Origin of the sequence: Martinezella miluonensis (assembly GCF_900094545.1) — a bacterium.
Lineage (GTDB): Bacteria > Pseudomonadota > Alphaproteobacteria > Rhizobiales > Rhizobiaceae > Rhizobium > Rhizobium miluonense.
In genome coordinates this window covers 218,042-230,775 of sequence record NZ_FMAH01000002.1, presented here as the reverse complement: position 1 = coordinate 230,775, position 12,734 = coordinate 218,042, and the positions used below count along the sequence as shown (strand labels likewise).

The 12,734-nt window shown below is 59.6% G+C and carries 9 protein-coding genes; 4 read left to right on the top strand and 5 right to left on the bottom strand.

The genetic code is table 11. The annotated features are described in order from the left end of the window. Positions 1–129: 129 nt before the first annotated feature. Positions 130–1,215, bottom strand: a complete 1,086-nt coding sequence (locus GA0061102_RS03465; RefSeq protein WP_092844040.1) for a DJ-1/PfpI family protein — start codon at positions 1,213–1,215, stop codon at positions 130–132. Positions 1,216–1,305: 90 nt separating this feature from the next. On the opposite strand from GA0061102_RS03465, the gene GA0061102_RS03460 reads away from it, so the two are divergent. Continuing rightward, on the top strand, positions 1,306–2,304 hold the full coding sequence (locus GA0061102_RS03460; protein ID WP_092844038.1) for a GlxA family transcriptional regulator: 999 nt from the start codon (positions 1,306–1,308) through the stop codon (positions 2,302–2,304). Positions 2,305–2,546: 242 nt separating this feature from the next. Then, on the top strand, positions 2,547–3,590 hold the full coding sequence (gene mgrA / locus GA0061102_RS03455; RefSeq protein ID WP_092844036.1) for an L-glyceraldehyde 3-phosphate reductase: 1,044 nt from the start codon (positions 2,547–2,549) through the stop codon (positions 3,588–3,590). Between the two features lie 124 nt (positions 3,591–3,714). On the opposite strand, the gene GA0061102_RS03450 is transcribed toward mgrA, so the two are convergent. From GA0061102_RS03450 to GA0061102_RS03435, 4 genes are all read right to left on the bottom strand, one after another. Then, the gene (locus tag GA0061102_RS03450; RefSeq protein ID WP_092844034.1) at positions 3,715–4,749 is read right to left on the bottom strand and encodes an ABC transporter permease; all 1,035 of its coding nucleotides are present in this window, start codon (positions 4,747–4,749) and stop codon (positions 3,715–3,717) included. Then, the gene (locus GA0061102_RS03445; protein WP_092844254.1) at positions 4,746–6,230 is read right to left on the bottom strand and encodes a sugar ABC transporter ATP-binding protein; all 1,485 of its coding nucleotides are present in this window, start codon (positions 6,228–6,230) and stop codon (positions 4,746–4,748) included. The genes GA0061102_RS03450 and GA0061102_RS03445 overlap by 4 nt, the downstream gene beginning before the upstream one ends. Before the next feature lie 233 nt (positions 6,231–6,463). Beyond that, entirely contained in the window at positions 6,464–8,347 is a 1,884-nt protein-coding gene (locus GA0061102_RS03440; RefSeq protein WP_092844032.1) for an MFS transporter, read from the bottom strand. Between the two features lie 342 nt (positions 8,348–8,689). Then, positions 8,690–9,889, bottom strand: coding sequence for an MFS transporter (locus tag GA0061102_RS03435; RefSeq protein ID WP_092844030.1), 1,200 nt, complete (start codon positions 9,887–9,889; stop codon positions 8,690–8,692). Between the two features lie 321 nt (positions 9,890–10,210). On the opposite strand from GA0061102_RS03435, the gene GA0061102_RS03430 reads away from it, so the two are divergent. After that, positions 10,211–11,770 (top strand): B12-binding domain-containing radical SAM protein, encoded by a 1,560-nt coding sequence (locus GA0061102_RS03430; protein WP_092844028.1) that lies wholly within the window; start codon positions 10,211–10,213, stop codon positions 11,768–11,770. A gap of 446 nt (positions 11,771–12,216) precedes the next feature. Then, positions 12,217–12,459: a DUF1127 domain-containing protein gene (locus GA0061102_RS03425; RefSeq protein ID WP_092844026.1), complete on the top strand. Its 243-nt coding sequence runs from the start codon at positions 12,217–12,219 to the stop codon at positions 12,457–12,459. The last annotated feature ends 275 nt before the right edge of the window (positions 12,460–12,734 follow it).

The window sequence follows — 12,734 nt, the reverse complement described above, 5'->3', positions numbered from 1 at the left end:
ACGAAGGGTGCGGCTTAAACACCTTAGGGCCATCTCGAAGGTTGGTCTGTTCCATGCTTTGCGGGAAGCGTCTTGCATCTGCGCGTTGCTGCCGGCCTCGCCCATAAGTCGCCGTTCCTTGCGTTTGGCTCAATGCTTTGCCGGATATTCCAGCTGCAGCATGACGATATCGGACGTCCGTGAACCGTAACGCTCGGAGATTTGAGACAGTGCGTCGTCGAGAACTAGAGCCGACGGAAGGATTGGAATTTCCACAACCGAAGCACCGATGTCGGAGGAAAAGTCCGGCACGAGCACGAGACCGTTGCGCGAACGGATGGATGCCGCCTTTTCCGCAACGACTGCCTGGGAACGAAAGGTTCTGGACCACGCGTCCGCCGTCAGCGCCAGGGCGATTTCGTCGAAGCCATCCTGCGCCGGCAGGCGGATGGTTTCATGGTTCCAAAAGGCAAGATAGTTGCCGGCGAACCGCCAGAGCCGGCCAGTCGTCATTCGAAATGGCGTCGCGTCGTGGGCCGCACTCCAGCCGTCGACGCCAAGACGCGCCGCGATCGACTGCGCCTTGGCCGTCCCGCCGATCGCTTCGACCAGCGCGAGGGAGGCCGGGATGGAGGCTGTGACGCCCGTGGTGCTCATAACATTGCCGTCGACGACATAGCGCTGGTTGCGGACCCACTGCGCGTGCGGAAAGGTGCGACGCATCTCGTCGAAAGCGTACCAATGGGTGGTGGCTCGCTTGCCCTCGAAAACACCGGCCCGAGCCGCAAGCCGGGCACCCTCGCAAATCGAGACGACCATCGCGCGCTTCGAGGATTGCTGCCGGATCCAGGCGATGACGTCGCGGCTCCTGTCATCGTGCATGGCAGGGACGATAACAATGTCGGCGCCCTCAGGATGTGCCTGGTCGAACTCGGACATCGTTGTGTCGGGCTTGATTTTCAAGGCCGGCATCAAATCTACCACGCCCGCATGGGTCGAAACCACGAGTACGTCAGCGACGCCGGCGCTGCGGATAATGCCATAGGGGACGACGAGATCCGTCGTCTCCGTGCCTTGGTTGTCCGCGGCGATGACGATCAGGGGCCGCGTTCGACCGGCTTTCAATTGAGGAATTTGGAGGGAGTTTTCACTCGCTGCGAAGGCGACTGGAGCCCAGATGGCGACTGCGAACGCCAGCAGGGCCAGAAGGAATGCTCTCAGATAGAAGCGATACATGGGGATTGTCCGAAGTTGCGATGTTCTCGACTAGAGAAATAGTCGCTGGGCGGACTGGCGGAAATGTCAAAGATATCGCAGTTTACGCCAATGCAGGATCTAGTACATAATCCCAGGCGCGTCGCTGTCATCGGTTATGACGGCGTTCAGGCGCTCGACATTGTCGGTCCGATGGAAGTTTTCGCGATGGCGAACTTTCATCTGACGCAGGGCGTCGCGCCCTATGAAGTCATTCTTGCTTCTCCAACCGGTGGGGCTGTGAAGAGCAGTTCTGCCGGAGGGCTTGTGTTCGGCGAGACCGTCGGGCTGGAGCAACTGCCCGTGGATCTGGATACGGTCATCCTCGCAGGCGGAAGCGAAGACGGGCTACGCCAGGTCATATTCCGCTCGAATTTGCTAGCCTGGCTGCATTCGCGGCAAACAGCCACCCGGCGAATGGCGAGCGTCTGCACCGGAGCGTTCATATTGGCCGCCGGCGGTTTTCTTGACGGCAGACGAGCCACCACCCATTGGAATTCCTGCGCTCTCCTGAAGGAACTGCGACCGCAAATCGAAATCGAACCCGACGCGATCTTCGTCGCGGAGCCGCCGGTTTATACATCGGCCGGAATTACGGCCGGTATCGATCTATGCCTGGCCTTCGTCGAGGCCGATTGTGGGCCGCAGACTGCCCTGGCGGTCGCTCGGCAAATGGTTCTGTTCATGCGTCGGCCTGGAGGGCAATCCCAGTTCAGCGCAGGTCTCTCCGTTCAGGCGAATGCGACGCCGCGGCTGCGCAAGCTTCTAGGCGAGATCATTGAAGAGCCGACGGGAGATCTGTCGATCCCCACATTGGCCAGCCGGGCAGGAATGAGCGAACGCACATTTTCGCGCAGCTTCCGCAAGGAAACCGGAACGACACCGGCGCTATTCGTGGAGACTGCGCGGCTGGATCGGGCAAAGGCGCTCCTTGAAACCTCGGACTGGTCGCTCGCTCGCATTGCCGAGCGTTCCGGCTTCGCAAGCCTCGATACCCTGCACAGAGCCTTTCTTAAACATCTTGGGGTGACGCCCGGCTTTTATCGAGCCCGTTTTGGTTCGAATGTCTGAGCCTGGTGGAAGCGGCTTGGTGCGTTCGGTATTGAGCTGCTTCGGCATTATCTTGCGCCTGCCACTGAGGAAAAAACTTCTCCGATTTAGTCGATAAAAAATATGGAATGACTTCTTATCAAATTGGACTCTGCCATTCTCGGTGCGTCGCAAAGATGATCGGAGCCAGCGCGTGTATGAATTCATCGACCTTGCCCGGTCGAGCCGGCGTCCGCACCGTATGACCAACAGGAAGAGAGTTCATGATCTACCATCCCAATCCGGAACGCTATGACTCCGCCCATTTCCGCCGGGTCGGCCGAAGCGGCCTGAAATTGCCTGTAATTTCCTTTGGCCTCTGGCACAATTTCGGCGATGCGACGCCGCTCGATACTCAGAAGTCTATTCTCTTCAAGGCATTCGATCTCGGCATCACGCATTTCGATCTTGCAAACAATTACGGCCCGCCAGCGGGAAGTGCTGAGATCAATTTCGGCCATATCTTGAAGCAGGATCTGGCCGCTTATCGCGACGAGCTGATCATTTCGTCCAAGGCCGGCTGGAATATGTGGCCCGGCCCCTATGGTCGCGGCGGCGGGTCGAAGAAGGCGCTTCTTTCCAGCCTCGACCAGAGCCTCAGCCGACTTGGCATCGACTATGTCGATATTTTCTATTCCCACCGCTTCGATGCCGAGACACCGCTGGAAGAAACGGCCGATGCGCTTGCCCAGGCGGTCCGGCAGGGCAAGGCGCTCTATGTCGGCGTCTCCTCCTATTCCGGCAACAAGACGCGTGAAATCGCGGCTCTGTTGAAGGAAAGGCAGGTGCCGCTGCTGATCAACCAACCGTCCTACAACCTCTTCAATCGCTGGATCGAGAAGGACCTGCTGGCCGCTTCTCACGAGGTCGGGGCTGGTATCATCGCCTTTACGCCGCTCGCCCAGGGCTTGCTGACGAACAAATATCTGAACGGCATCCCACAGGATTCGCGGGTGAACCGGCCCGGCGGCGACCCGTTGCGGCCGGAGCATCTGAAAGAGGAAAACATCGAGCGGGCGCGCGCGCTCAACGAGATCGCCAAGCGTCGCGGCCAGTCACTGGCGCAGCTCGCCCTCGCCTGGGTTCTCAGGGATCCGCGCGTCACCTCTGCGCTGATCGGTGCTAGTTCGGCGCGCCAGGTGGAAGAAAATGTGGCCGCTCTGGACGACCTGACATTCAGCCGGGAGGAGCTGGCGGAGATCGATCGCTATGCCGTCGAAGGCGGCGTCAATCTCTGGGAAAAGCCCTCGCATGAGGAGTTGGTTTGACACGCTTCAAGGCCCGGCTCGCCCGGTCGGGCGGAGCCTTGAGATAAATGGCAGGCTGCGGGGCTTTTGGTCCCTCAGCCACCATATTCGGTGATCTCAAGTTCGGCATCGTGATCTGCCTCGATCAGGCCTTGCCGCGGCTGATGCCATAGGTAAGTGCAAGCGCACCGACAAGAACGGCGCCCTTGATGAAGTCCTGCGTGTAATAGGGAGCATTCAGCATCGTCAGGCCGTTGAGGAGTATGCCGACAAAGACTGCGCCGATCGTCGTTCCAAGGACGTTTGGCCGACGCAGGCCGAGAACCGCAAAGCCGATGAGCGAGGCGGCCACGGAGTCCATCAGCAGCGAGGCGCCGGACGAAACATCGCCGCGTCCGACGCGGGCGGCAACGATGATGCCGCCGAGCGAAGCCAGAACGCCGGACAACACATAGGCGAAGGTCTTCAGACGGGCGATATTGGCGCCGGCCAGTCGTGTCGCAGCTTCGTTGCCGCCGGTTGCGTAGAGCAGGCGTCCAAGGCGCGTGCGCTCGGTCAGCACATAGAGCACCAGCGCGACGACCAGCATCAGAATGACTGGCAGAGGAACAGTTCCCAACAGGCTCGATCGGCCGATGGTCAGGAAGGCCGGGTCGACTTTGCCGGTTGCCCTCGTTCCATCGGGAAGGATCAATCCCACCGAGATCGAACGCCCGGCCGTCGGGATGAGCTGGAGGCCGGTCAGCAGGAACATCGTGGCAAGGGTCGCAAGTAGGTCCGGCACTTTCAGACGAACGATCAGCAAGGCATTCACGAGCCCGACCAGTGCGCCGAAAGCAAGCACCAGCGGTACGGTCTGATAGGCATTGAGATCGAGCACGATCATGGCGTAGCTGGCAGCCATGACGCTGGAGGCTGCCACCGCACCGACCGACAGATCGAACCCGCCGATCGCGAGTGTGATGGTGACGCCCGCGCCGATGATGGCGACAACGGAGACCGCCTGCAGGATACTCATCAGATTGTTGATGTTGATGAAAACGGGCTGCGCGAAGCTGAAGAAGAGGATTAGGGCGAAGAGCAGAAAAAAGACCGCGCCACGCCGCACGAGTTCCTTCGGCGAGAGCGGCTCGCTCGCCGGCTTTTCTTTTTCCCGGATCTGGGCAGTCCCTTCACTCATCTGACGTATTCCTCGTTTTGCCAGTCGCCAGCAATCGCGGGAGCGACGTCTCTCAAGCTGTGATGTTCCATGACGAGCACCCGGTCGGCGACTTCGAGCGCTTCTTCCGGATCGGATGTCGCAATCAAGGTGGCGCGGTCGCTATGGCTGCGTATGGCTGCGATGATGTCCTGGCGAGCTCCGACATCGACGCCCTGGAAGGGCTCGTCGAGAAGCAACAGCCGGCTGGGCTCAGCCTCCCAGCGCGCCAACACGACCTTCTGCTGGTTGCCGCCCGAAAGCGACCAGACCGATGCATCCGGGCCGGCGGCTTTGATGCCAAGGCGCCTGATTGCTTTCTCTCCTTCCCGGGTTTCCCGCCCGGAAAAGAGGAAGCCGGATGGATACCATTGCCTCAGATGCGGCAGGCTGATCGTGGCTGCAATGCTCTCTCCCGGCCAGTCCGATGGCATGAGGGACGAGCGATGACGGTCTGCCGCAGCCATGACGACGCCGCGTGCAATCGCCTCAGCCGGCGAGGCCGGCTTATAGGGCACGCCATCCAACAATGCATCGCCGGCCGCGAGGTGCTCGATGCCGAAGAGCGCGGAGAGAAGCCGGCTCTTGCCAGCTCCCAGAACGCCGGTGATGGCTACGACTTCGCCGGCGTGGAGCGTGAGATCGAAAGGTGTGCTGTCGGAAAGCAGCCTTATGCCCCGAAGCTCAAGCACCGTCCTGTCAAATTGCTCGCGCCGACGTGGGCGGGAAGCTTTCATCGCCCGGCCGATCATGGTCTCGATGGCGGCATCGAAATCGATCGGTCGCGCGAAGGCGCCGACATTGCGGCCGCCGCGCAGGATGACGACCCGATCCGCAAGCGCATCGAGATCGACGGTGCGGTGGGAAATGTAGAGAATGCTCATCCCGCGGGCTTTCAGCTGACGGACGATCTCGTAAAGTCGTCCTGCCTCGCGGGCGGAGAGGCTTGCCGTGGGTTCGTCGAGAATCAGCAGTTGCGCCTTGTTCGACAGGGCGCGGGCAATGGCGACCATCTGCCGATCGGCAGTGCCGAGATCGCCGAAATCCCGATCCAGCGGCAGGTCGAATCCAGCCTCCTTCAGAATAGCGGCCGCTTTCCTTCGTACCGAACGTTTCGACAGGAAGAAAGGCTGACGGCCATCGACGAATTGATTGAGCAGAAGCGCGTCCGCCACCGAAAGGCCGGCGACGCCGACAACGTCGGTCGATTGATGTACGGTGACGATACCCTGGGCGGCTGCTTGAGCGGGGCTATCGGCGCGATAATTCCTACCGTTCCATAGAATGCTGCCTGAATCGGCCGGGTAAACGCCGGAGAGGATCTTCACCAGCGTCGACTTGCCGGCGCCGTTGGCTCCCATCAGCGCAACGATCTCGCCGCTGTCGATGGTCAGGGATGCGTCTGCCAAGGCTTGCGTCGAGCCGAAAGCGCGGGACAGATTTTGGATGCTCAGCAAGGTCATAAGGATGAGTTCGGTGAAAGCCTGCCACACTCCTAGGCTTCTGCTATCCGATCACAAGGAGCAGTCTTCTTTTCATCACTTATTCTATGGAATAAATTTCTTTTCTCCCGCCGACGGTTCTGCTTGATCGATAGCCGGTATTGTCATCGAGACGAAATCGTGGAGCGAGGCGGTGGATCGCTGCCTACGCAGCGAAAGGCCCGGCGTGATTGACACGCCGGGCCTTGCTCTTGTTAGTCGATTGCGTCGAGATTGACGCCCTTGGTCTCACGGACAAAGATGACGCCGATGACCAGGGTCATGGCGGCAATCGCGATGGGGTACCAGAGGCCATAATAGATATCGCCCGTGGCAGCACTCATGGCAAAGACCGTTGCCGGAAGCAGGCCGCCAAACCAGCCGTTGCCGATATGATACGGCAGCGACATGCCGGTATAGCGGATGCGGGTCGGGAACATCTCCACCAGGATCGCGGCAATCGGGCCGTAGACCATGGTGACGTAGATAACGAGGATCGTTAGAATGGCGATCGTCAGCGGCCAGTTGATGGCCGAAGGGTTGGCGACCATCTTGAAGGCGCCGCCGCTGGCGACGGTATAGACGGGCATGTCCGTTGCTCCGCCTGCCTGTTCCGCCGTCAGAAGCTTTGCCTTGACGAGATCGGCGGTCGGCGTGACGGTCTTTTCGCCTGCCCGCACTGTCGCCGCATTGAGCCCGAGCTCAGGGTTCGCTGTGATGAAGGCATCAAGCTTGGCATCCGGCACCTTGGCGGGATCCCGCGCCAGCGGGAAGCCGGCCTTTTGCAGGGCAAGGCTCATGTCGTGTGTGAACGCCGCACCCTTGGCCGCCGCATCTTTGCCGGCGGCCGCGGCATCATAGGATGTCACCGTGGCATCGCCGACCTTGACGGTTGCCGGTTGGCCTGCCGGGCCGTCGGCGATCGTATAGGGAACGGATGATTTCGACAGGAAAGACGTGGCGATGTCGCAGGAATTGTTGAATTTCGCCGTTCCCACAGGATTGAACTGGAATGTGCAGTCGCCAGGAGCTGCCGTTACCGTGGCCCGCACGGTTTGTTCTGCCTGAGCGAGCGCCGGATTTGCCGCGCTGGTCAATGCCTTGAACAGCGGAAAATAGGTCAGGATCGCAAGCAGAAGGCCTGCCATGATGATCGGCTTGCGGCCGATCTTGTCCGAAAGCCAGCCGAAGAACACGAAAAAACCGCTGCCGATCAAGAGCGCAATCGCGATCATGATGTTGACCGATTGGCCATCAACCTTCAGCACGTTCTGCAGGAAGAACAGGGAGTAGAACTGTCCAGCATACCAGACAACCGCTTGGCCGGCTGTGAGGCCGAGCAGTGCGATGAGGGCGATCTTCGCATTTTTCCACTGGCCGAAGGCTTCCGAGAGCGGAGCCTTGGAGCCCTTGCCCTCCTCCTTCATCTTTTTGAAAGCCGGCGATTCACTGAGCGACAGCCGGATCCAGACGGAGATGGCAAGCAGAACGCAGGACACAAGGAAAGGAATGCGCCAGCCCCAGGCAGCGAAAGCATCTTTGCCGACAGCATTCTGGACGATCAGGATGACGATCAGCGACAGGAACAGTCCGAGCGTCGCCGTCGTCTGGATCCAGGACGTATAATAGCCGCGCCTGTTGTCGGGCGCATGTTCGGCGACATAGGTGGCGGCGCCGCCATATTCGCCGCCAAGCGCCAAGCCCTGCAGCAGACGCAGGATGACCAGGATGACAGGGGCGGCGATGCCCCAGTTTGCCGACCCGGGGAGAACGCCGACCAGGAAGGTCGAAAGACCCATGATCAGGATCGTGACGAGGAAGGTATATTTGCGTCCGACGAGGTCGCCGATCCGGCCGAAGACCAAGGCGCCGAAGGGCCGGACGAGGAAGCCTGCCGCAAAGGCGAGCAGGGCGAAGATGTTGCGGGTTGCCTCCGGATAGTCGGCGAAGAAGGTCGTGCCGATGAAGGCAGCCAGAGACCCATAAAGATAGAAGTCATACCATTCGAAGACTGTTCCGAGCGAAGAGGCGAAGATAACCTTCTTCTCTTCCCGGGTCATGCCTCGACGCGTCGTCTCGGCCATGGACGTGGCTGCCATTCCTCAATCCTCCCAAATTGCACCAGGGACATCGCCAATAGATCTGTCTCATGTCCCCCATGATGACATCACGCAGGACCTTCCCGCCGAGTGGGCGCGGAAAGTCGCGCAAGTGGGTGCCCTCCCGATTTCCTCCCCGAGGAGATCACGCACCTGATGCATCAGTGAGTTTTGGCCAAAAATTGAAAATTGCAATGCCTGCAACTGCTGCCGCGTATGGAAAACTGTGTGTAAGCATCGAGAAAAACGAATATATCGCGGTCCGGCGCAGCTGCGCCGCATTTACGCCGGAAAGTACGGGGCCGGACACGCCGAAATGTGACGCACCCGGCAAATGGCGGATCATGCCGCCTGCAGCCGCAGGCGCTGCATCGGCGGGAAGGCAATGGCGATGGCCGCCGCTCCCAACCCCACCATGGACGATCCGATGAACAGCCAGGAATAATTGGCAAACGTATCGAATATCCAGCCGCCGATCAGAGGGCCGGCGGCCATGCCGATGCTCGAGAGCATCGAAGCTGCGCCGAACACCGTGCCGATGACGCGGGGGCCGAAATACTCCCTTGCCAGTACCGCATAGAGCGGCATGACGCCGCCATAGGCGCTGCCGAAGACAATAGCCAGCGCATAGAACTCGCCGAGTTCTCTCACCAGCAGATAGGTGGCGAGCGCGGCGGCCTGGACCAGGAGGCCGGCGATCAGCACCGGCTTGACGCCAAGCCGATCCGCAAGCGTGCCGTAAAGCAGGCGACCGCCGAGGCCCGCAAGCCCCTCGACGCTATAGATGCTGACGGCGGCCATCGGCCCGACGCCGCAGATCGTCGCATAGCTGACCATATGAAAGATCGGACCGGAATGGGCCGCGCAGCAGGCAAAGAAGGTAGCCCCAAGAATGAGGAATTGCGGCGAGCGGAAAATCTGGCCAAGCGGCAGGCTTTGCTCCGCCACCTGTCCGTCCGAACCGGCTGTTTCCGCAAGAACGGGAGCCCGCCGCACCAGCAGTGCCGCCGGTATGAGAAGGACCCAGGCCATGATGCCGATCAGCAGCATGGCGAAGCGCCAGTCGTAGGCGGAAATGAGGTAGCGGGCGAAGGGCGACACCGTCATCGGGGCGACCCCCATGCCTGCGGAAACCAAGGATACGGCAAGGCTCCTGCCTTTGTCGAACCATGCGGTCGTTGCCGCGATCATTGGCGCGAAAAAGGCGCTGGCGGCGACGCCGACGAGAATGCCATAGGTCAGCTGGAACTGCAGAAGCGATCCCGCTCTGCTCGCCAAGACAAGGGCAAGCCCAAGCAGCAATGCCCCGATCAGGACTACGATGCGTATACCGAAGCGATCGCTCGCAGCGCCCCAGGCGAAGGCGCCAAGCCCCATGACGAGGAAATTCAGCGTCATGGCTGCAGCGATGCCGGCATGCGACCAGCCCGTGTCGGCGGCGATCGGCACTTGAAAGATTGCCAAGGAAAACATTGCGCCGAGTGCGACGCAGGTCATCAGCGCTCCGGCACCGACGATCACCCAACGATATGACGAACTCATCTCCCAGCTCCTCTTTGACAGTTCGACCTATGGCAGGAAGGATCCGGTATTCCTCTCTCGCGACCCGCCTCAATGAAGACGATTGCGTCTTGGCCATTTCGACATTGCCGCTCAAAAAAATCTGGCGGCCGGAAAACGCGCGTGACAGAATGCCGCTATTGCCCGCAGATTTTAATTTTGGGCTCATGCAGGGCTGCTAATGCTGCCCTCCTATTGAAGGCCTGCTTCGCTGCTCCAATGCAAGCGTAAGCGGGCACAAATGACATGCAAGCTTGACATAGTACCGAACCAGATCTTCGCAGTCATGGAGCGGCATATTCAATGGCTCATATCGTCATTATCAATCCGCGTTTCGAAACCTCCTATTGGGGGATGGAACACGCCCTGCCGCTGTTCGACGTGAAGGCGAATCTTCCGGTGGCCTGCCTGCCCCTGCTGGCAGCGCTCACGCCATCGGAACATACCGTCACCCTGGTCGACGAGAATGTCGAACCGCTGGATTTCGATCTGTGCGAGAAGGCCGATATCGTCGCGCTGACCGGGATGATCGTCCAGCGCTTCCGGATGACGGAAATCTTGACCGAGCTCAAACGACGCAATTGTTTCACCGTCGTCGGCGGACCTTGGATTACGGTCAAGGAAGATTATTTCGGCAATCTCGTCGATGTCTCCTTCATCGGCGAGGCGGAAGAGACCTGGCCGAAGTTCCTGCTTGAATGGGAAGAAGGTAACCACGCGCAGCGCTACGAGCAATCCGACAAGACGGATATGAGCAAGGTGCCGGTGCCGCGCTTCGATCTCCTGAAGATGGATGAGTATGCTGTCGGCAGCGTCCAGTTCTCGCGAGGCTGTCCTTTCACCTGCGATTTCTGCGATATCATCGTCGTCTTCGGGCGCAAGCCGCGCATCAAACAAAGCGCCCAGGTCATTGCCGAAATGGAGGCCCTGTTGGCGTCCGGCATGGATACGGCCTTCATCGTCGACGACAATCTGATCGGCAACAAGAAGGCGATCAAGGAGGTGCTGCGCGATGTCGTCGCCTGGCAGGAGAGCCGTCATTATCCGATGACTTTCCTGACTGAGGCGTCGATCGATCTGGCCGACGATGCCGAGCTGATGCAGCTGATGGTCGACGCCAATATCCGCGTCGTCTTCATCGGCATCGAGACGCCGAACGAGGAGGCGTTGCGCGAAACCAAGAAGCTGCAGAACCTGCGCAAGGGCGGGACGATGCTGGAGAAGATTCACAGCATCCAGCAGACCGGCATGGAAGTCTGGTGCGGCATGATCCTTGGCTTCGACAGCGACGATGCGACGATTTTCGAAGCGCAGCGCGTGTTCATCAAGGATGCGCGCATCGTCAATGCCATGATCGGGATGCTGGCCGCTATCCCGAAGACGCCGCTCTATGCGCGTCTCGCCAAGGAAGGGCGGCTTGATCACGACGATCCGCCGGCCTACGGCACGAATGTCATTCCCCTCAATCTCTCCCGCGAAACCTTGCGGGATGGATATCTCTCGGTCCTCAGCGACCTGCATCAGCCGGCCGCCTATTTCGACCGGCTGGATGCGCTCTATATCGATGGGAATATCAAACCGGAAAGCACGCGCTTACGGCATTTGCGCCGCCATCCATTGAAGTTGCTCGCTCTCAACGCGACATGGGCGCTGGAAGCGATCGGCATCTTCGTCAGGCTAATGAGCCGGGTGAAGGAAGCGGATTTGCGTGCCGTGTACCGCCAGCGGTTTCTGAAGCTGCTGCGGCATCGCCGTTCTCCGATCATTCTGCAGATCTACGCGATCAAATGCGCCATGCATTATCATGCTCACGTTATGGTTCAGCAGATGCGCACCGGCGGCGGGATCGTCAATTCGTTCTAGTCAAATCTCAATACTGGGTGGCCTCTCCAAGGGTGAGGTTTCGCGCGCCAGCGCGATCTCGCAATGGGACGCTTGCTGTTGCGTCAGTGCAACACATGGCAGTGAGATAACTGCAATTCGAAATTGTGGGGTTGCCGATCCTCGGATCTCGCGTATTATCTGCACGTCCGCAATCAAACAGAGGAGGCGTGCAATGCAACATCCACGAATGCATAACAACGCCTCTGGCGGAATGATCTCGATGAATATGGTGTGTGCAGCACCGAATTCGCGACGTATCTTTAGCTAAAGCCCCAAAACGCTTTATCTGCCGCCACTTAGGCGCTTTTCCATTAAACCCATATGACTTGCTGCGGGAATAATTTGATGCGTCGCCGACGTATCAGCTCCTGAGGCCGGTCGAGCTTCAAGAGGACCTGGTTGCTTGATTGCGCCAGGAAAAGATAATGACGTCTTCACAATTATTGGTTGCTGATAGTTTAACAGCAACGGTCGATGAACTATACCAGAAATTCGGTGCGTGGAGGACTGCGCGCGCCTTGCTGTTTGTCATCTGGAGGCAGCGGCAGACGCGCAAGCAGGTCGCTGAGCTATCGGATTACCAGCTTCGCGATATCGGCCTTCCCGAGCGGCAGAGCAGTTCGCGCTCGCCTTATTTCATGCCACCGCATCTGCGCCGCTTCGATTAGGATAGAACCAATGCGAATGAGTGCTTCATGGCATTCGGCCGGCTGGGAAGGCCGGTTTGGAAATGGCCTTTGGCTGACGGTTCGAGGGAGCCGAGAGCGTGATCTGCGGCGCGCAGCCAAGCGACTGCGTGTGCCGTGGCTTACGCTTGAAAATCATCCTGCCGCAACCCAGACAGGGGAGGGTAATCGCTGCCTTCCCCTGTTGAGCCGCCAACCCTAGTTATCATTGAGATTGCCTGCCCGATCGTCATCGGCGTTCCACTTCAGCGACGGCG